Below are 18,015 nucleotides of genomic sequence, written 5' to 3'. Positions count from 1 at the left end.
GAAGCAGTCGTGGGACGTCGCGGGCGTCAGCCCTTGACGGCTCCCGAGGTGAGGCCGGCGACGATCTGGCGCTGGAAGAGCAACACCAGGATGACCACCGGGATGGTGACGATGACCGAGGCCGCTGCGATGGCGCCGGTCGGCTGCTGGAACTGGCTCGCGCCGGTGAAGAAGGCCAGCGCGGCGGGCACGGTGCGAGCCTGCTCACTGGTCAACGACACCGCGAACACGAAGTCGTTCCACGCGGTGAAGAACACGATGATGGCGGTGGTGAACACGCCCGGCAGGGCCAGCGGCACGATCACCTTGCGGAAGGCCTGCCAACTGGTGGCGCCGTCCACCTGGGCCGCCTGCTCCATCTCCCACGGGATCTGCTGGAAGAAGGCCGTCAGGGTCCAGATGGCCAGCGGCAGCGTCAGCGACAGGTAGGGGATGACCAGGCCGGGGATGGTGTCGAACAGCCCGATGGTGCGCCACACGTTGAAGATCGGCGTCACCAGCGAGACCACCGGGAAGAAGCTGACCGTCAGGGCGGTGAACAGGATCACGCCCTTGCCGGGGAACTTCAGGCGGCTGATGGCGTAGGCACACAGGGTGGCCAGCGCCACCGAGATGACGGTGGCCAGCAGGCAGATGACGATCGAGTTGATCAGCGCCGGCACGAACAGCGGCTGGGCGTCACCGGTCAGGATCAGCTTGTAATTGTCCCATGTGAAGCCCTCACCCGTGGGCCAGAAGTTGCCGAGGGTGTTGAGGCTCTCGTCGGACTGCGCGGCCTCGCTCTTGACGGAGAGGGCGAACATCCACAGCAGCGGGATCACGGTGTAGGCGATCACCAGCAGGGAGATGAAGAACAGGGGCCACTTGCCCTTGGTGGAGGTCGGCTGGTCAGCCATGGCCGCTCACTTCCCTTCCGTCAGGTTGACGTTGAAGACCTTGACGAAGATGAACGCGATGATCACCACGTAGACGAACAGCAGCACCGAGAGTGCCGAGCCCAGTCCGATGTCCATGCGTTCGATGGTCTGCCGATAGACCACCATCGAGAGGGTCGAGGTGTCGTTGGCGCCACCGGTCATGATGAACGGGTTGTCGAAGATGCGGAAGGCGTCGAGGGTGCGGAACAGCAGCGCCACCATCACCGCGGCCTTCATGTTGGGGAGCACCACCTTGGTGAGGCGCTGCCAGAAGCTGGCGCCGTCCACCTTGGCCGCCTCCTCCATCGCACCATCGATCTGGGCCAGGCCGGCCAGCAGCAGCAGCGACATGAAGGGGGTGGTCTTCCAGATCTCCGACATCGAGATCACGGAGACCGCCGGCCAGAAGGAGCCGAACCAGTTGAAGTCGTCGCCGAGGACCCCGAAGGTGAGCGTGTTGGCCCAGTTGTTCACGAAGCCGGTGTCCACGCGGAAGGCGTACAGCCAGGCGTAGGCGGAGACCACGGTGATGATCGAGTACGGGATCAGCACGATGGTGCGCAGCGTGCGCCGCGGGAGCACCACCCGGTGCATGAGCAGTGCGATGCCGAAGCCCAGCACCAGCTCCACCACCACGGTGATGACCGTGATGAGGGCGGTGACGCCGGTGGCCTGCCACCAGTAGCCGTCCGAGAGGGCGGTCACGTAGTTGTTCAGGCCCACGAACGCCTTGCTGTCAGGGTCCGTGAGGCGGAACCGGAAGAGCGAGTTGTACAGGGCGTACAGGATGGGGAAGAGCGTGACCCCGATCATGATGAGGAACGCGGGAGCGCTGAGCATCCAGCCCAGGTTGCGCTCGCCCCGCGCCCGGTCGCTGATCCGTCGCTTCGCGGCGGGCGTGGTGCCCTGTGGCTCGTCGGTGGTGTCGAGTGCGGTGCTCACAGCAGCTTCTCCCCTCGGATCACGGCCAGGAGGAATTCCTGGGCCTGCTTGGGCGTGCTGTCAGGGTCCACCTCGTTGGGCGGGCTGAAGGAACGCTGCAGCCCGGTGGAGATGTCGCTGTAGAACTGGCTCTGCGGACGCGGAACCGCGGAGTCCAGGGACTCGCGGATGAGACCCGCCATCGGGAACTGCTCCTTGATCTCCGGGTCGTCGAACACCTTGTTGCGCGTGGCCGGGTTGCCGATGTTCTTCATGTACATCGTCTGGTGCTCCAGGTTGGTGATGCACCGGATGGCCTCGTAGGACTCCTGCGGGGCGTCGCTGCCGGCGTTCACCCCCAGCTCGATGCCGCCGAAGGGCGGGGCGCTCTCCTCCCCCTCAACCGTGGCGGGGAATCGCGTCCAGCCGATGTCGTCGATGAACTTCACCCCGTTCGCGGGGAAGGCGGCCCACACGTACGGCCAGTTGACCATGAAGGCGGAGCTGTCGGGGGCCTGGAAGGTGTTCAGTGCCACCGTCTCGTCCGTGGTGCCCATGGCGGGACCACCGGTTCCGGTGCTCGAGATCTTCTGGATGATCTCGGCGGCCTTGCGCCCGGCCTCGCTGTCGATGCCGAGCTCGGTCTCGTCCGCGTTCGCCCCGGGGTTCTTCACGATCTCACCGCCGGCGCCGGCGATCAGCGCGTTGATCCAGACCGCGTAGCCCTCGTAGGGCATCGCCTGGATGCCGATGGCCTTGTCCTGGCTGGCTGCGGCCTCGGTGATCTGGTCCCAGGTGACGGGCTTGCTCATGTCCAGCCCGGCGGCCTCGGCCACGGACTTGCGGTACCAGAGCACCTGCGTGTTGGCCCAGAAGGGAACGGCCACGAGCTCCCCCTGCCAGGTGGAGGCCTCGATGGCGGACTCCACACGGTCCTCGGTGAACTCGTCCTCGAGCTCCTGCGGCACGTCGGCCAGGTAGCCGGCGTTCGCGAACTCGGCCACGAAGACCGGGTCCATGCTCATGATGTCGACGCCCGGGTCGGCGGCCGCCACGCGGCGCAGCAGCTGCACGCGCTGGTCGCTGGCGCTGTTCGGCAGCAGCTCGGTGCGGATCCTGTAGGCACCGTTGGACGCCTCCGAGCACTGCCGGGCGATCTGGGCCTGCCCCCCGCCGTTGGGGTTGTTGCCGCCGCCGTCGGGGTTGATGTACCAGGTCAGTTCCTTGGTCCCGTCAGCGGGTTCGTCCGACCCCCCGCACCCGGTGACGACCAGGGCGCCCAGTGCGACGCCCGTGACCAGTCGCGCCTGTGTGCTGCGCCGTCCCATGCGACTCTCCTCTCGATGCAGGGCCCGAGGCTGGTCAGGTGTTCGCACCGGACCATGGGGTCACCCCTGCCGCGGGGCGGAACACGCGCTGTCACATGATCCTCGCGCGCTCCTCGGCCTCACCTTATGCACGGCTCCGGGCGGTGCCCCCTCCCCCAGCGCACAGTTACCGAATTGAGACCTGGCGCCCGCGGGCGCCTCCGCGATGGCCGGTGGAGCGCCCCGGTGGCGCACCCTGCAGGGGCCCCGGCGTGGTGGGATGACCCCATGCAGAACGACTCCTCCACCCCCGCCGCGGCGTGGGCCACGATGCTGGAGGGCAACGCCCGCTTCGTGGACGACGCCCCGCAGCACCCCAACCAGGACGCCGCGCGGCGCGCCACCCAGACCGAGGGCCAGGCCCCCTTCGCCACCGTCTTCGGGTGCGCCGACTCCCGCGTGGCCGCCGAGATGATCTTCGACCGCGGGATCGGCGACCTGTTCGTCACCCGGACGGCCGGCCAGGTGATGGACTCCGCGGTGCTGGGCACCCTGGAGTTCGGCAGCCACGTGCTGGGCATCCCCCTCATCGTGGTGCTCGGCCACGACTCCTGCGGTGCCGTCAGCTCCGCCCTGGACGCGCACGCCACCGGCTCCCTGCCCCCGGGCCACCTGTCGGACGTGGTGCAGAAGGTGACCCCCAGCGTGCTGATGGCCCACCGTGCCGGTGTCACCGACGCCCGGGGCGTGATGGAGCACCACGTGGCGGCGACGGTCGACCTGCTTCCGGAGCGCTCCCGCCTCATCGGCGAGCGACTGGAGGACGGCACGTTGGGCATCGTGGGCGCCGCCTACGACCTGGCCAACGGCACCATCCGCGAGGTCGCCCGCCGCGGCCTCTGAGAACCCCTCGATGGGGTGAGACGCCCCCGCCCGGTGGCTCACCCCATCGGGTCAGAGCGCGAGCGACTGACGCACGACGTCGGCGAGCTGCTCCGCCTTGGCGGCCGCGATGTCCGCCGTGGGGGCCTCCACCATGACGCGCACCACGGGCTCGGTGCCGGACTTGCGCAGCAGCACCCGCCCGCCGTCCCCGAGCTCCGCCTCCACCTCGGCCACGGCGCGCGCCACGGCAGCGTCTCCCTCGAGGCGCTCCTTGTCCACGTCCTTGACGTTGATCAGCTGCTGCGGCAGCAGCTCCATGCAGCGCGCGAGCTCGGCCAGGGAGCGACCGGTCTCGGCGACGCGGGCGGCCAGCATCAGGCCGGTCAGCACGCCGTCGCCCGTGGTGCCGTGGTCCAGCATGATCACGTGGCCGGACTGCTCGCCGCCGAGGGTGTGGCCGCCGGCGCGCATGTCCTCCAGTACGTAGCGGTCGCCCACCTTCGAGCGGATCACGGTGATGCCGGCGGCCTCCATGGCCTGCACGAGGCCCTGGTTGGACATGACCGTGGCCACGAGCGTGTCGTTGGCCAGGGCGCCGCGGTCCTTCAGCGCGAGCGCCAGCAACGCCATCACCTGGTCGCCGGTGACCTCGTTGCCCTCGGCGTCCACGGCGAGACACCGATCGGCGTCACCGTCGAAGGCCACGCCGAAGTCCGCCCCGTAGGACGGGACGGCGGACTGCAGCGGACCGAGGTGGGTGGATCCGCACCCGTCGTTGATGTTGAGCCCGTCCGGGTCATTGCCGATGACGGTCACCTTGGCGCCCGCCTCACGGAAGGCGCGCGAGCCCACCTCACTGGCCGCACCGTTGGCCGCATCGATGACGACGTGCAGGCCGTCCAGGCGGTTGGGCAGGGCGTCGAGCAGGTGCTCCACGTAGGCGTCGGCCCCGCGGTCGTAGGTGAAGACGCGGCCGACCTCGGCGCCGGTGGGGCGCTCCCAGTCCTCGTCCATGCCCGCCTCGATGCGGTCCTCCAGCTCGTCGGGGAGCTTGTACCCGCCCTCGGCGAAGAACTTGATGCCGTTGTCCGGCATGGGGTTGTGCGAGGCCGAGAGCATGGCCCCCAGGCAGGCGTGCGTGGTCTTGGTGAGGAAGGCGATGGCAGGCGTGGGCAGCACCCCGGCGTCGTAGACATCCAGGCCCGCGGAGGCCAGGCCGGCCACGGTGGCGGCGCTGAGGAACTCACCACTGGCGCGGGGGTCGCGGCCCACGATGGCGTGCGGGCGCGTGGTGCGCTCCGGGTCCTCCGACGGGTGGGTGGTCATCGCGGCCGGACTCGGGCCGTCCTCCTGGCTGAGGATCTCCCGCGCCGCGGAGAGCGACAGGCCCAGGGCGAGCTCGGGCGTGATGTCGGCGTTGGCGAGGCCACGGGCGCCGTCCGTTCCAAAGAGTCGAGGCATAACGGGCACTGTACCGACGCACACGGCCTGCTCCCCCGCATCCGGGCGTGGCGGCCTTCACACCCCGGGGACGCCGAAGGGCCCCCGCCAACCGGCGAGGGCCCTTCGGGTACAGCAGGTGAGATCAGCGCTTGCTGAACTGCGAGGCCTTGCGGGCCTTCTTGAGACCGGCCTTCTTGCGCTCGATCGCACGCGGGTCACGCGTGAGGAAGCCAGCCTTCTTGAGGGCCGGGCGGTTGAGCTCGGAGTCGATCTCGTTCAGGGCACGGGCGACGCCCAGGCGCACGGCGCCGGCCTGACCGGACTTGCCGCCACCGTGGACGCGGACCATCACGTCGAACTGGTCCTTGAGCTCCAGCAGCGACAGCGGGTCGTTGACCTCCTGCTGGTGCAGCTTGTTGGGGAAGTACTCCTCCAGCGGCAGACCGTTGATGGTCCAGGTGCCGGAGCCCGGCACCAGGCGCACGCGGGCCACGGCCTGCTTGCGGCGCCCCAGACCGGCGCCGGGGCCGGAGGCCATCGGGCGACGCTCGGCGTCACCCTGCTCCTCGGCCACCGGGGCGGACTCGGAGGTGTAGGACGTCATGGGGGTCTCGTCGCCCTCGACGTCGGTGAAGTCGGTGGTGTTCTCAGCCACGGGTTTCTCCTTGGTGTCTCGTCAGCGCAGGGCCCGTGGCCTTACTGCGCAACCTGGGTGATCTCGAAGGGCTGGGGCTGCTGCGCGGCGTGGGGGTGCTCCGCGCCGGCGTAGACCTTCAGCTTGGCGATCTGCTGACGGCCCAGGCGGTTCTTGGGGAGCATGCCGCGAACGGCCTTCTCCACCGCACGGGTGGGGTGCTTCTCCAGCATCTCGGCGTAGGTCTCCGAGCGCAGACCACCCGGGAAACCGGAGTGGCGGTAGGCACGCTTCTGGGCGAGCTTGGCGCCGGTCAGGGCGACCTTCTCGGCGTTGATGATGATGACGAAGTCGCCGGTGTCGACGTGGGGCGCGAAGTTGGCCTTGTGCTTGCCGCGCAGCAGAGCTGCGGTGTGGCTCGCGAGGCGGCCGAGCACCACGTCGGTGGCGTCGATGACGTGCCAGGTGCGGCCGTCCAGGATCTCCGCCTGCTTCGGGGTGTGGGTACGCATGAATCGCACTTTCTCGAGGGTCGTACAGGGGGTCGCGCGCTGACGGAGGGCCGTTCCACAGTGGGTCCCGCACACCCGCAGGTGGCGGACAGCGTCGTGGAGTGCGCATCCGGCACAGCGCCGACGACCAATTCTACGGGCTCCGCCGGGTGGCTCCAAGTCGCGGATGGGGTGCCGCAACTCCCCGGAACGATGCGGATTCCGGGCGCTGTCGGGGTTGGGCAGCAGTCGTGTGCACATGTTGTGTGCACAGGTATTGTGCACACATGTCGACTCCCACCGGTGGCCGTGCCGACTCCCGCGCCCTCGCCCACCCGATGCGCACCCGCATCGTCGCCGAGCTGCGGCTGCACGGCCCGGCGACCTCGGCGGATCTGGCGCGGCGCCTGGACACGAACACCGGGGTGACCAGCTACCACCTGCGCGCCCTGGGCGGGGCGGGTTTCGTCACGGCACAGAATGGACCCGGCAGGCGGCGCGTCTGGTCGGCGGTGCAGGACTCGTGGGCCGTGACCACCGAGGTGGACGAGACCGAGTCGGCCCTGGCCACCTGGCTCGACCACGACCTGGTGGACCTCATGGCCAAGCGCGCCCACACGCACGTGGACGCCGCACCCGAGGACCCCACCTGGCAGGCAGCCACGGGACTGCGCGACGACGCGGTGCTCGTGAGTGCCGACCAGGCCGTGGCGCTGCGCGCGGAGCTCGATGCGGTGCTCGCCCGCTACCGCCGCATCGGGCAGGGCACCCCCGGGGCGCAGCGGGTGGTGGCGTGGACGGCGCTGCTCCCGGTCAGCGACGACTGACCACCAGCGGCCGGCGAGCCGCACGAAGAGGACGGGGACCGGTCGAGCAGGTCGACAGATCCCCGCCCTCGGGACTCAGATCCGATCAGAAGAGACCGTCACCGGCTCCAGCCGTACGACCGTCCTTGACCACGAAGGAGTCCACGGCTTGGTCCACGGCGACCGGAGCAACCTGCTGGTTGTTCTCGGAGTTGGGAGGCACGGTGCCCGTCACGGCGGGGCCCGCCACTGCGAGTGGAACGGCCACGCGCTCCTGCCCTCGCCGGACCCACGCCGCGAGGGCGGCGTCATAGACGGGCTGGACGTCGGTCGCGGCACATCCGGCGGGGGGCACGACCGCACCGATGCCGGGTGCGTTCGTGCTCGTGTACCGGATGATCGAGGTGGGCTGTGCCAACGGGGTGACAACCACCTTCTCGACGATGCGGCCGCCGAAGGTGGCACCGTCACCGAAGTTCATGGCGAGATCCGCCTCGCCAGAACCACCAGTGGGCGTGATGGTCCCGGTCGGGGTCCAGAGGTGCGTCTCCGTCCCGGGAGTTCCCACACGCGGGGTCGAGTACCAGTCGGGTTGGCGAGCCGTGGAGCCCCAGCTGGTGATGAGGTTCTTGCTGCGGCGAGTGTCCAGCGGCCCGGAGGTGTGGACGAAGTCGATCCGGAAACGGACCGGGTTCCCCTGCATGTCGACCATCTCGATCGGCGTCGCGCCGTCGTTGCGGAGGTTGGTGTAGGCGGTGCCCAGGAACCCGTTCCCGGACTGGACCACCTGATAGAAGTTGATGGTCAGCGGTCCCGCCTGGTTGACCAACCGCTGGCGCGCGTCCGCGAACGCCTTGTCGACCGCCGCCTGCAGGGCCGTGGGGTCGCAGGTGACAGAGGCTGCGAGCGCGGGGACGCTTGACGCGAGGACCACTGCTGGGGCTGACCACGCGGCGCCCTTGACGAGGGACCGACGGGAGGGTGCGGACATGCAAGAACCTTTCTGGGAGAACGTCGCAAAATTCTACGACGGCCCGTCGTATCAGGCCGAGACCCACGGCGTGTGATGCGTCACTCTCCTGTGCGAGTTCCTGTGGATCAGGTGAGCGGCCCCCGCATCGACCGGGCCTCCTCTGCACGGGTGGCCAGGTCAGCGTCGTCGGGGTAGTCCACCTGAGTGAGCGTGAGCCCGTGCGCGGGCATGACGGTCACGGCCCCGATGCGCTGGCGGCCCTCGAGCACCTCCCGCGGCCACTCGATGGGGCGGCGGCCCTCCCCCACCGGAACGACGGCACCCACGAGGGCGCGCACCATGGAGTGGCAGAACGCGTCGGCCACCACCTCGCCGGCCACCCAGCCCTCCTCGGTGCGCGTCCAGGCGAAGCGCTCCAGCGTGCGCACGGTGGTGGCGCCCTCGCGCGGCTTGCAGAAGGCGGCGAAGTCGTTCAGACCCACCAGCTGCTGGGCCGCGGCAGCCATGGCCTCGACGTCCAGCGAACGGCGCCAGGCCACGACCATGCCGCGGCGGCGCGGATCCAGGGTCTCTCGACGATCGCAGAGCAGATAGCGGTAGTGCCGGCGCAGGGCGGAGAAGCGGGCGTCGAAGGCGTCCGGGACCTCCGCGGCGCGCTGCACGACCAGGTCCGGCGGGAGCACCCCGGCCAGCCGGGACACCAACGCGGCAGCGGGCGCGCGGTCGGAGCGACCCGGGACGGCCCGCCATGCCTCGTCGTCCACGTCGAGGTGACACACAGAGCCCGTGGCGTGCACCCCCGCATCGGTCCGGCCGGCCACGGTCAGGGACACGTCGGCGGTGCGCAGGACGGTGGCCAGCCCCCGCTCGAGCTCCTCCTGCACCGTGCGTAGCCCCGGCTGCCGCGCCCACCCGTGGAAGTCGTGGCCGTCGTAGGCGAAGTCGAGACGGATGCGGGGCATGCGCGGCAGGCTACCGGGGGAGCCCTCCCATTCAGCCTCTCCCCACCCCACCGGACGTGAGCGTCCCCACAGGCTCGCTCCTCGATCCCCGCCCGCGCACCACCTACGCTCGATCCCATGCCTGAGTACCCCGATCTCACGCGCCTGGGTGCCGTCCTGTTCGACCTCGACGGGGTGCTCACCCCCACCGCCGAGGTGCACATGCGCGCCTGGGACGCCCTCTTCACCGCGTTCCTCGCGGAGCACTCGGCGCGCACCGGCGAGGACCACACCCCGTACACCGAGCAGGACTACTACGACCACGTGGACGGCAAGCCCCGCTACGACGGCGTCCGCGACCTCCTGACCTCCCGCGGCATCACCCTGCCGGAGGGCACGCCCGAGGACGCACCCGACGCCCTCACCGTGCGGGGACTGGGGAACCGCAAGAACGCCGCCTTCACCGACGTCCTCTCCCGCGATGGGGTGACGCCCTACCCGGGATCCGTCGCCCTCGTGGAGCACCTGGCCGCCGCCGGCACCCCGATGGCGATCGTCTCCTCCTCCGCCAACGCGCCCGCCGTCCTGCGTGCCGCCGGGCTGGACCGCCACTTCGAGGTCGTCGTGGACGGGCGGGTCGCCGCCGAGCAGGGCCTGCCGGGCAAGCCCGCCCCCGACACCTTCCTCGCCGCCGCCGAGGCGCTCAGCGCGAGCCCCGCGGACGCGGCGGTGGTCGAGGACGCCACCTCCGGGTGCCGCGCTGCCGCGGACGGCGGGTTCGCCCACGTCATCGGCGTGGACCGCGGCGCCGGCGCCGCCGCCCTGACCGATGCGGGCGCCACCCTCGTGATCACCGACCTCCAGGAGCTCGTCCCGTGACCGCCGCCAGCCACGTCACGACCGGCGCCGACGGCGCCCCCCGCACCGACCCGATGGACCGCACCCGCTTCCCCATCGACCCGTGGCGCCTGGTCGAGACCTCCCCCAGCCCCGACGACCAGGGCCTCACCGAGACGCTCTTCGCCGTCGCGAACGGCTACCTCGGCCTGCGCGGGAACCCCGAGGAGGGCCGCGAGGCCCACGCCCACGGCACCTTCGTCAACGGTTTCCACGAGACCTGGCGCATCAAGCACGCCGAGGAGGCCTACGGCTTCGCCAAGGTGGGCCAGACCATCGTCAACGCCCCGGACGCCAAGCTCATGAAGCTGTACGTGGACGACGAGCCGTTCATCCTCGCCACCGCAGACGTGGAGTCCTACGAGCGCACCCTGGACCTGCGCACCGGCATCCTGTGCCGCGAGGTGGTGTGGCGCACCTCCGCCGGCAAGCGGTTGCGGGTGCGCTCCGAGCGCATGGTCTCCTTCGCCGAGCGCCACCTCGCCCTGCTCTCCCTCGAGGTGGAGATGCTCTCCGGCGATGCGGCGCTCACCGTCTCCAGCCAGATCCTCAACCGACAGGACGGCACCGACGAGTACGCCGTCGGCTCCGAGGCGATGGGGGCCGGCTTCGACCCCCGCAAGGCCGCCTCCTTCGGCCACCGCGTGCTGCAGCCGCAGGCCCAGGAGTCCACCGGCGAGCGCCTGCTGATGGGGTGGCGCACCACCAACTCACGCATGACCCTGGGCGTGGGCGCCGAGCACCACGTGACCACCGATGCGGAGGTGCGCACCAGCCAGCTGGTGGACGACGACCAGGCCAAGCAGGTCTACTCGTTCCGCCTCGCCGAGGGACAGCGCTTCCGGGTGGACAAGTGGCTCACCTACCACTCCTCCACCGGCGTGCCCGTGGCCGAGCTGCTGGACCGCTGCCACCGCACCCTGGACCGCCTCGTCCCCGAGGGCGTGGCCGCCGCGCAGGAGGCCCAGGCCGCCTGGCTGGCCGACTTCTGGGCCAACGCCGATGTGGAGGTGCCCGGCGACGGCGCCATCCAGCAGGCCGTGCGCTACGCCCTGTTCTCCCTGGCCCAGGCCGCCGGCCGTGCGGACCGGGAGGGCATCCCCGCCAAGGGCGTCACCGGCAGCGGCTACGAGGGCCACTACTTCTGGGACACCGAGGCGTACGTGGTGCCCTTCCTGACCTACACGATGCCGCACCTGGCCCGCAACGCCCTGCACTTCCGGGCCCGGATGCTGCCGAAGGCCCGCGAGCGCGCCACGGACCTGGCACTGGACGGCGCCCTGTTCCCGTGGCGCACCATCAACGGCGAGGAGGCCTCGGCCTACTACGCTGCCGGCACCGCGCAGTACCACATCGACGCCGACGTGGCCTACGCCCTGACCAAGTACCTCGACGCCACCGGCGACGAGGACCTGGCGCGCCGCGACGGCATCGACATCCTCGTGAGCACGGCCCGCATGTGGACCGACCTCGGCTTCTGGCGCGAGGGCCCCGATCCCAGCTTCCACATCCACGGCGTCACCGGCCCGGACGAGTACACCACCGTGGTGAACAACAACCTGTTCACCAACGTCATGGCCCGCCACAACCTGGAACGCGCCGCCCAGGCCGTCGAGCAGCTGGCCGAGACCGACCCGCAGGCCCACTCCGAGGCCGTCCAGCGGCTGGGCCTGGAACCCGACGAGCCGGAGACCTGGGCCCGCATCGCCGCCGCCGTGCACATCCCGTTCGACGAGGCACTGGGGATCCACCCCCAGGACGACCACTTCCTGGACCGTGAGGTCTGGGACCTCGCGGCCACTCCCCCGGAGAAGCACCCCCTGCTCCTGCACTACCACCCGCTGGTCATCTACCGGTACCAGGTGCTCAAGCAGGCCGATGTGGTGCTGGCCCTGTTCCTGCAGGGTGACCGGTTCACCACCGCCCAGAAGCGGGCCGACTTCGAGTACTACGACCCCATCACCACCGGGGACTCCACGCTCTCGGCCGTGGTGCAGTCGATCATGGCCTCCGAGGTGGGCTACCACCGCATGGCGCTGGACTACTTCCTGCGCTCCCTCTACGTCGACCTCGCGGACGCGCACTCCAACACTGTCGACGGCATGCACATCGCCAACTCCGGCGGCGTGTGGAGCGCCCTGGTGAGCGGCTTCGGCGGCATGCGCGCCGTCGGTGGCCAGATGACCTTCGATCCCCGCCTCCCCGAGGGCTGGGAGGAGCTCACCTTCCGCGTGCAGTGGCAGGGCAGCCGGGTGCGCTGCCGCCTCACCCAGACCGCGTTGGAGCTGACCGCCGAGACCGGGCCGGCGGCCGCCGGGGAGGCCGTCGCCCTCATCGTCCGCGGGACCCCCGTGGCCGTCACCGGGGAGACGACCACTGTCCCCCTCGACGGGCAGGGCGAGCGGCTCGATGAGGTGCTCGCGCCCGGGTGCCACGTGGGGCGGGCCCGCGCCGACGGCTCGGTGATCTCCGCCAGCACCCCCGAGACGGGGCTGACCGGGGCCCCCTGAGCCCACTGACGACACGCGTGAGCCCCCCGACCTCGGAGGAGGTGGGGGGGCTCACGTGTGGGGTGACCTGTCGGTCACCGGCGGCTCGGCAGGGTCAGCTGCCGGCCTTCTTGAAGCCAGCGGCCTCGGCGTCCTCCTCGGACTTGAACCAGACCTCGGCGACGGTGGACTCGAACCAGCGGCCACCGGGCTGGTGGTACTTGCCGGAGTCCATGTTGCCCTTGACCGTGTACTCCTCGGACGGCGCAGCGCCGTCCTCCAGGGCGTTGGCGGCCCCGGCCGGGAGGTCCTTGCCGGACCGGGTCTTGCCGGCCTCGATGGCGTCGCCCTCGGCCACGGCGGCGTCGGCGGCCACAGCCGCGTCCGCGGCGTCGACGGTGTCCGTCGTCGCCTCGGCGGCGGGGGCCTCGGCAGCAGTGTCCTCCACCGGCACGGCGGCGGACGCGGCGTCGACCTCAGCGGTCTCCTCGGCCGGGGCGGCCTCGGCAGCGGCGGTGTCGGCAGCCGTGGCCCGCGCGGCGTTCTGGTTCGCACGCTCGGCCTCGGTCACGACGGCCTTGCGGGCCACCGGCTCGCGGACGAGCTCGATGACGGCCATCGGCGCGTTGTCACCGTTGCGCGGCGCCAGCTTCACGATGCGGGTGTAACCACCCTCACGGTCGGCCACGTCCGGGGCGATCTCCGTGAACAGCTTGTGCACGACGGACTTGTCGCGGATCACGGTCATGACCTTGCGACGGTTGTGCAGGTCACCCTTCTTGGCGAAGGTGATCATGCGCTCGGCCAGGGGACGCAGGCGCTTGGCCTTGGCCTCCGTGGTCGTGATGCGGTCGTGCTCGAACAGCGAGGTGGCCAGGTTGGCCAGCAGCAGCCGCTCGTGCGCCGGGCCACTGCCCAGGCGCGGGCCCTTCTTCGGGGTAGGCATGTGATTTCTCCTGTGCTTTCCAAGTGTCAGCGACGCCCGCTGCGCGGCCGCCGGATGTCACTGCGGGCGGACCCTCAGTACTGCTCGTCCTCGAGGACCTCGTCACCGGCGTCGGCCTCGTCGTCCTCATCGCGGTCGAGCACGATGGTGGACGGGTCGAAGTCGGCCGGGGTGTCCTTCAGGGCCAGGCCGAGCTTGTGGAGCTCCACCTGCACCTCGTCGATGGACTTGTTGCCGAAGTTGCGGATGTCCAGCAGGTCCGCCTGGCTGCGTGCCACGAGCTCACCCACGGTGTGGATGCCCTCGCGCTTCAGGCAGTTGTAGGAACGCACGGACAGGTTGAGCTCCTCCACCGGCAGCGCCAGGTCGGCGGCCAGGGAGGCGTCCGTCTGCACGGTGCCCATCTCGATGCCCTCGGCCTCGACGTTGAGATCGCGCGCCAGACCGAAGAGCTCCACCAGCGTCTTGCCGGCCGACGCCATCGCGTCGGCGGGGGACATGGAGTTCTTGGTCTCGACGTCGACGATCAGCTTGTCGAAGTCCGTGCGCTGCTCGACTCGGGTGGCCTCCACCTTGTAGGTGACGGACAGCACCGGCGAGTAGATGGAGTCGACCGGGATCCGGCCGATCTCCTGCTCCCCGCCCTTGTTCTGCTGCGCCGAGACGTAGCCGCGGCCACGCTCGATGGTGAGCTCGAGGTCGATCGCGCCCTCGTCGTTCAGCGCACCCAGGTACAGGTCGGGGTTGTGCACCTCGACACCGGCCGGGCAGCTGATGTCGGCACCGGTCATCTCACCCGCACCCTGCTTGCGCAGGTAGGCCACCACGGGCTCGTCGTGCTCCGAGGAGAAGACGAGCGACTTGATGTTGAGGATGAGCTCGGTGACGTCCTCCTTCACACCGGGAACGGTGGAGAACTCGTGCAGCACGCCGTCGATGCGGATGCTGGTGACCGCGGCACCGGGGATGCTCGAGAGCAGGGTGCGGCGGAGCGAGTTGCCGAGGGTGTAGCCGAAACCCGGCTCCAGCGGCTCGATGGTGAACCGGGAACGGGCCTCGGAGACCTTCTCCTCGGAGAGGGTGGGGCGCTGGGCAATCAGCACGTGCGTTTCCTTTCCGCGCAGCGACCGCTATATGACGCTGCTCGCAGTGACACCCGACGCGCGCGTCGGGCCAGGGCACCGGTGGCATCTGTCGACCACCGGTGCCGGTGCGCCGGACTCCTGCGGAGCCGGGCGCGGTGGCGACCGGAGTCGCTGATCAGTTCTTGGAGTAGAGCTCCACGATGAGCTGCTCGGTCAGAACGGTGTCGATCTGCTCCCGCATCGGGCGGTCGAAGATCAGGACCCGGAGCGACCCGGGCACGACCTTCATCCACGCCGGGACGGGACGCTCGCCGAAGGTCTCGCGGGCGATCTCGAACGGCTGGGTCTCGACCGACTTCGGACGCACGTCGATGATGTCGAACTTGGACACCTGGTACGACGGGACGTCCACGCGCTGGCCGTTCACCAGGAAGTGACCGTGGGTCACCAGCTGGCGGGCGGCGCGACGGGTCGGCGCGATGCCGGCGCGGTAGATGACGTTGTCGAGACGCGACTCGAGGATGGTCAGCAGGTTGTCACCGGTCTTGCCGGGGCGACGGGCCGCCTCGGCGTAGTAGCGACGGAACTGCTTCTCCATGACGCCGTACATGAAGCGGGCCTTCTGCTTCTCCTGCAGCTGGGCCAGGTACTCCTTCTCCTGCGTCCGACGACGCCCGTGCATGCCGGGCGGGTACGGGCGGGAGTCGAAGCTCTTGTCGTCGCCGACGAGGTCGACCTTGAGACGGCGGGACTTCTTGGTGATGGGGCCGGTGTAACGAGCCATGATTCAGTCCTTTCCTCTCAGAACCGACGGCGCTTGGGCGGACGAACACCGTTGTGGGCGATCGGCGTCACATCAGAGATGGAGCCGACCTCCAGGCCGGTGGCGGTGAGGGAACGGATGGCGGTCTCACGACCGGGGCCCGGGCCCTTGACGAACACGTCGACCTTCTTCATGCCGTGCTCCATGGCACGACGGGCAGCGGCCTCGGCGGCCATCTGCGCGGCGTAGGGGGTCGACTTGCGGGAGCCCTTGAAGCCGACCTGGCCGGCGGAGGCCCACGCGATCACGGCGCCGCTGGGGTCCGTGATGGAGATGATGGTGTTGTTGAACGTCGAGCGGATGTGCGCGTGGCCAGCCGCGACGTTCTTCTTGACACGACGGCGCGTGCGCGAGGCCGCGGCGCGAGTCTTGGGGGGCATGCTTACTCCTGACTAGAGCTTGGGGTGAGGAGGCTGAGCGTGGGCTCAGGCCTTCTTCTTGCCGGAAACCGTCTTCTTGGGGCCCTTGCGCGTGCGCGCGTTGGTCTTGGTGCGCTGGCCGCGCACGGGCAGACCGCGGCGGTGGCGCAGGCCCTGGTAGCTGCCGATCTCGACCTTGCGGCGGATGTCGGCGGCCACCTCACGGCGGAGGTCACCCTCGAGCTGGAAGTTGCCCTCGAGGAAGTCACGCAGAGCGACGAGCTGCTCGTCGTTCAGGTCCTTCACCCGGGTGGAGCGGTCGATTCCGCAGGCCTCCACGGCCTGCAGGGCGCGGGTACGACCCACACCGAAGATGTACGTGAGGCCGATCTCCACGCGCTTGTCACGCGGGAGGTCGACACCGATGAGACGTGCCATCGTGTTCCTTGTCCTGTGTTCGTGGAGGTCTGGTGCACCACCAACCCGGGGGGCCACTGCCTCGAATCGATCCAGTGGTTCCGGTCCCCGGCCTCCACGCCGGGGGTGACGTCCCGCAGCTCTGCGGGGGTCGGGTGGTGCGTTGTCATCGTGCTGTTGTCAAGCAGTCGTCCCCGGCGGTGCGGGGACGTGCGATCCGTGTCGCGTGCGGCGAGTGCGTCAGCCCTGGCGCTGCTTGTGGCGCAGGTTGTCGCAGATCACCATGACTCGACCGTTGCGGCGAATCACCTTGCACTTGTCACAGATCTTCTTGACGCTCGGCTGAACCTTCATGTGCCAGTGCCTTCGGATCGTGCGTGCACGCCCGCAGGGGGACCCCACAGGCGTGAACGGTGCGGATGGTGCGTGAGTGCTGGGGGCGGGGCCCTCAGCGGTGGCGGAAGACGATGCGTCCGCGGGACAGGTCGTACGGGCTGAGCTCCACCACCACACGGTCCTCGGGGAGGATCCGGATGTAGTGCTGACGCATCTTGCCCGAGATGTGGGCGAGAACCACGTGGCCGTTGGTCAGCTCCACGCGGAACATCGCGTTCGGCAGAGCCTCGACGATCGTGCCCTCGACCTCAATGACGCCGTCCTTCTTGGCCATGTCCTCCGCTACTCACTTGGTCGGCCTCGCCCCGGATGGGTCCGGCCATAGACTGCGGGTCCGGTGCCCTCCTGCCCGCAGGCAGGATGAGGACACACGAATACCCGACTGGTCAGCCTATCGCACAAGGGCGCCGGGCACGAATCCGCGCACGGATCCGCCGGATCAGTCCCCCAGCGGGGCGAACGAGGCGCCCACCTCGGCCAGGCCGGCAGCTCCCCCATCGAGCTCCGTGAGCACCCACAGTCCCCCGTCGGTCACGGCCACGGTGTTCTCCCAGTGGCAGGCGAGGGACCCGTCATCGGTGACCACCGTCCATTCGTCGGACAGGGTGTGGCTCTCAGGACTCCCCAGCGTGACCATCGGCTCGATGGCCACGGTCAGGCCCGTGGGCACGGTGCCGCCCGATCCCCGGGCCGCATAGTTGGGGATCCACGGGTCCATGTGCATCTCCCGCCCGATCCCGTGTCCGCCGTACTCCTCGACGATGCCGTAGGTCAGCCCCCGCTGTTCCTCCCGCTCCTCGAGCAGCTCCTGGATGGCCTCCCCGATGGCGAACAGCTTGCCGCCGCTGCGCAGCGCCCCGATGCCGTGCCACATCGACAGGCGGGTGTCCTCCACCAGGGCGTCAGTGGCCGTGTCCGCCGGCGCCCCCGGCACCACCCACGAGCGCGCGGCGTCACCGTGCCAGCCGTCCACGATGGCGCCGCAGTCGACGCTCACGAGGTCGCCGGCAGCCAGCGTGCGCTCCCCCGGGATGCCGTGGACGACCTCGTCGTTCACGCTCACACAGAGGGAGGCCGGGAAGCCGTGGTAGCCCTTGAAGCTGGGGACCGCACCGGCGCCGCGGATCGAGTCCTCGGCCACCGCATCGAGCTCGGCGGTGCTGCGACCGGGCTCGAGGGACTCCCGCACCAGCTCCAGGGTGCGGGCGACGACCAGGCCGGCGGCCCGCATCGCGCCCAGCTCCTCCCGGCTCCTGCCGGTGAGCCGCTTGCCCCGCCCCAGCAC

Annotated in this window: 20 protein-coding genes; 4 read left to right on the top strand and 16 right to left on the bottom strand. The window is 70.0% G+C overall.

Annotation, left to right across the window (positions count from 1 at the left end):
• Positions 1-26 precede the first annotated feature (26 nt).
• From ACEY2A_RS00620 to ACEY2A_RS00610, 3 genes are read right to left on the bottom strand one after another with little or no spacing between them, the layout of a single operon-like run.
• On the bottom strand, positions 27-896 hold the full coding sequence (locus ACEY2A_RS00620; protein WP_374928956.1) for a carbohydrate ABC transporter permease: 870 nt from the start codon (positions 894-896) through the stop codon (positions 27-29).
• A 6-nt stretch (positions 897-902) separates the two neighbouring features.
• Complete coding sequence (locus tag ACEY2A_RS00615; RefSeq protein ID WP_374928955.1) at positions 903-1,859, bottom strand: carbohydrate ABC transporter permease; 957 nt, start codon at positions 1,857-1,859, stop codon at positions 903-905.
• Complete coding sequence (locus tag ACEY2A_RS00610) at positions 1,856-3,166, bottom strand: extracellular solute-binding protein (RefSeq protein ID WP_374928954.1); 1,311 nt, start codon at positions 3,164-3,166, stop codon at positions 1,856-1,858. The genes ACEY2A_RS00615 and ACEY2A_RS00610 overlap by 4 nt, the downstream gene beginning before the upstream one ends.
• Before the next feature lie 267 nt (positions 3,167-3,433).
• On the opposite strand from ACEY2A_RS00610, the gene ACEY2A_RS00605 reads away from it, so the two are divergent.
• Positions 3,434-4,048 carry a carbonic anhydrase gene (locus ACEY2A_RS00605; RefSeq protein WP_374928953.1) on the top strand — a complete coding sequence of 205 codons (615 nt, stop codon included), beginning with the start codon at positions 3,434-3,436 and terminating at the stop codon, positions 4,046-4,048.
• A 51-nt stretch (positions 4,049-4,099) separates the two neighbouring features.
• Here ACEY2A_RS00605 and glmM read toward each other — a convergent pair whose 3' ends face one another.
• The 3 genes from glmM to rplM all read right to left on the bottom strand — a co-directional run bounded on the left by glmM (position 4,100) and on the right by rplM (position 6,619).
• Positions 4,100-5,491 (bottom strand): phosphoglucosamine mutase, encoded by a 1,392-nt coding sequence (gene glmM, locus ACEY2A_RS00600; RefSeq protein ID WP_374928952.1) that lies wholly within the window; start codon positions 5,489-5,491, stop codon positions 4,100-4,102.
• A gap of 124 nt (positions 5,492-5,615) precedes the next feature.
• Positions 5,616-6,128 (bottom strand): 30S ribosomal protein S9, encoded by a 513-nt coding sequence (gene rpsI / locus ACEY2A_RS00595; protein WP_374928951.1) that lies wholly within the window; start codon positions 6,126-6,128, stop codon positions 5,616-5,618.
• A gap of 41 nt (positions 6,129-6,169) precedes the next feature.
• Complete coding sequence (gene rplM / locus ACEY2A_RS00590) at positions 6,170-6,619, bottom strand: 50S ribosomal protein L13 (RefSeq protein ID WP_374928950.1); 450 nt, start codon at positions 6,617-6,619, stop codon at positions 6,170-6,172.
• Positions 6,620-6,885: 266 nt separating this feature from the next.
• Here rplM and ACEY2A_RS00585 point away from each other — a divergent pair, with 266 nt between their 5' ends.
• Positions 6,886-7,425: a helix-turn-helix domain-containing protein gene (locus ACEY2A_RS00585; RefSeq protein WP_374928949.1), complete on the top strand. Its 540-nt coding sequence runs from the start codon at positions 6,886-6,888 to the stop codon at positions 7,423-7,425.
• Positions 7,426-7,510: 85 nt separating this feature from the next.
• Here the strand turns inward: ACEY2A_RS00585 and ACEY2A_RS00580 are convergent, their stop codons facing one another.
• Together ACEY2A_RS00580 and truA are read right to left on the bottom strand one after the other, a co-directional pair.
• Positions 7,511-8,395: a hypothetical protein gene (locus ACEY2A_RS00580; RefSeq protein ID WP_374928948.1), complete on the bottom strand. Its 885-nt coding sequence runs from the start codon at positions 8,393-8,395 to the stop codon at positions 7,511-7,513.
• 107 nt (positions 8,396-8,502) lie between these two features.
• Positions 8,503-9,339, bottom strand: a complete 837-nt coding sequence (gene truA, locus ACEY2A_RS00575; RefSeq protein ID WP_374928947.1) for a tRNA pseudouridine(38-40) synthase TruA — start codon at positions 9,337-9,339, stop codon at positions 8,503-8,505.
• 117 nt (positions 9,340-9,456) lie between these two features.
• On the opposite strand from truA, the gene ACEY2A_RS00570 reads away from it, so the two are divergent.
• Positions 9,457-10,197 (top strand): HAD family hydrolase, encoded by a 741-nt coding sequence (locus ACEY2A_RS00570; RefSeq protein ID WP_374928946.1) that lies wholly within the window; start codon positions 9,457-9,459, stop codon positions 10,195-10,197.
• Between the two features lie 53 nt (positions 10,198-10,250).
• Positions 10,251-12,725 carry a glycoside hydrolase family 65 protein gene (locus ACEY2A_RS00565; RefSeq protein ID WP_374929954.1) on the top strand — a complete coding sequence of 825 codons (2,475 nt, stop codon included), beginning with the start codon at positions 10,251-10,253 and terminating at the stop codon, positions 12,723-12,725.
• 94 nt (positions 12,726-12,819) lie between these two features.
• On the opposite strand, the gene rplQ is transcribed toward ACEY2A_RS00565, so the two are convergent.
• The 8 genes from rplQ to map all read right to left on the bottom strand — a co-directional run bounded on the left by rplQ (position 12,820) and on the right by map (position 18,015).
• The gene (gene rplQ / locus ACEY2A_RS00560) at positions 12,820-13,650 is read right to left on the bottom strand and encodes a 50S ribosomal protein L17 (RefSeq protein ID WP_374928945.1); all 831 of its coding nucleotides are present in this window, start codon (positions 13,648-13,650) and stop codon (positions 12,820-12,822) included.
• Between the two features lie 74 nt (positions 13,651-13,724).
• Positions 13,725-14,753: a DNA-directed RNA polymerase subunit alpha gene (locus ACEY2A_RS00555; RefSeq protein ID WP_374928944.1), complete on the bottom strand. Its 1,029-nt coding sequence runs from the start codon at positions 14,751-14,753 to the stop codon at positions 13,725-13,727.
• A gap of 157 nt (positions 14,754-14,910) precedes the next feature.
• Positions 14,911-15,519, bottom strand: coding sequence for a 30S ribosomal protein S4 (gene rpsD / locus ACEY2A_RS00550; RefSeq protein ID WP_374928943.1), 609 nt, complete (start codon positions 15,517-15,519; stop codon positions 14,911-14,913).
• A gap of 17 nt (positions 15,520-15,536) precedes the next feature.
• A complete protein-coding gene (gene rpsK / locus ACEY2A_RS00545; RefSeq protein WP_374928942.1) occupies positions 15,537-15,938 on the bottom strand; it encodes a 30S ribosomal protein S11 in 402 nt (133 codons plus the stop codon).
• A gap of 45 nt (positions 15,939-15,983) precedes the next feature.
• Positions 15,984-16,355, bottom strand: a complete 372-nt coding sequence (gene rpsM, locus ACEY2A_RS00540) for a 30S ribosomal protein S13 (protein WP_015779995.1) — start codon at positions 16,353-16,355, stop codon at positions 15,984-15,986.
• Between the two features lie 219 nt (positions 16,356-16,574).
• On the bottom strand, positions 16,575-16,688 hold the full coding sequence (rpmJ, locus tag ACEY2A_RS00535) for a 50S ribosomal protein L36 (protein ID WP_007928044.1): 114 nt from the start codon (positions 16,686-16,688) through the stop codon (positions 16,575-16,577).
• Between the two features lie 94 nt (positions 16,689-16,782).
• Positions 16,783-17,004: a translation initiation factor IF-1 gene (gene infA, locus ACEY2A_RS00530; protein ID WP_015779996.1), complete on the bottom strand. Its 222-nt coding sequence runs from the start codon at positions 17,002-17,004 to the stop codon at positions 16,783-16,785.
• A gap of 165 nt (positions 17,005-17,169) precedes the next feature.
• Positions 17,170-18,015, bottom strand: a complete 846-nt coding sequence (gene map, locus ACEY2A_RS00525) for a type I methionyl aminopeptidase (RefSeq protein ID WP_374928941.1) — start codon at positions 18,013-18,015, stop codon at positions 17,170-17,172.

Source organism: Kytococcus sedentarius (assembly GCF_041937525.1).
Taxonomy (GTDB): domain Bacteria; phylum Actinomycetota; class Actinomycetes; order Actinomycetales; family Dermatophilaceae; genus Kytococcus; species Kytococcus sedentarius_A.
This window is presented reverse-complemented; position numbering and strand designations above follow the sequence as displayed.

Excerpts from the sequence above, each read along its gene's own strand:
- ACEY2A_RS00620 (WP_374928956.1), bottom strand. The coding sequence starts at position 896 with ATGGCTGACCAGCCGACCTCCACCAAGGGCAAGTGGCCCCTGTTCTTC.
- rplM (WP_374928950.1), bottom strand. The coding sequence starts at position 6,619 with ATGCGTACCCACACCCCGAAGCAGGCGGAGATCCTGGACGGCCGCACC.
- truA (WP_374928947.1), bottom strand. The coding sequence starts at position 9,339 with ATGCCCCGCATCCGTCTCGACTTCGCCTACGACGGCCACGACTTCCAC.
- rplQ (WP_374928945.1), bottom strand. The coding sequence starts at position 13,650 with ATGCCTACCCCGAAGAAGGGCCCGCGCCTGGGCAGTGGCCCGGCGCAC.
- ACEY2A_RS00570 (WP_374928946.1), top strand. The coding sequence starts at position 9,457 with ATGCCTGAGTACCCCGATCTCACGCGCCTGGGTGCCGTCCTGTTCGAC.
- ACEY2A_RS00585 (WP_374928949.1), top strand. The coding sequence starts at position 6,886 with ATGTCGACTCCCACCGGTGGCCGTGCCGACTCCCGCGCCCTCGCCCAC.
- rpsK (WP_374928942.1), bottom strand. The coding sequence starts at position 15,938 with ATGCCCCCCAAGACTCGCGCCGCGGCCTCGCGCACGCGCCGTCGTGTC.
- infA (WP_015779996.1), bottom strand. The coding sequence starts at position 17,004 with ATGGCCAAGAAGGACGGCGTCATTGAGGTCGAGGGCACGATCGTCGAG.
- rpmJ (WP_007928044.1), bottom strand. The coding sequence starts at position 16,688 with ATGAAGGTTCAGCCGAGCGTCAAGAAGATCTGTGACAAGTGCAAGGTG.
- glmM (WP_374928952.1), bottom strand. The coding sequence starts at position 5,491 with ATGCCTCGACTCTTTGGAACGGACGGCGCCCGTGGCCTCGCCAACGCC.
- ACEY2A_RS00565 (WP_374929954.1), top strand. The coding sequence starts at position 10,251 with ATGGACCGCACCCGCTTCCCCATCGACCCGTGGCGCCTGGTCGAGACC.
- ACEY2A_RS00605 (WP_374928953.1), top strand. The coding sequence starts at position 3,434 with ATGCAGAACGACTCCTCCACCCCCGCCGCGGCGTGGGCCACGATGCTG.
- ACEY2A_RS00580 (WP_374928948.1), bottom strand. The coding sequence starts at position 8,395 with ATGTCCGCACCCTCCCGTCGGTCCCTCGTCAAGGGCGCCGCGTGGTCA.
- rpsD (WP_374928943.1), bottom strand. The coding sequence starts at position 15,519 with ATGGCTCGTTACACCGGCCCCATCACCAAGAAGTCCCGCCGTCTCAAG.
- ACEY2A_RS00610 (WP_374928954.1), bottom strand. The coding sequence starts at position 3,166 with ATGGGACGGCGCAGCACACAGGCGCGACTGGTCACGGGCGTCGCACTG.
- rpsM (WP_015779995.1), bottom strand. The coding sequence starts at position 16,355 with ATGGCACGTCTCATCGGTGTCGACCTCCCGCGTGACAAGCGCGTGGAG.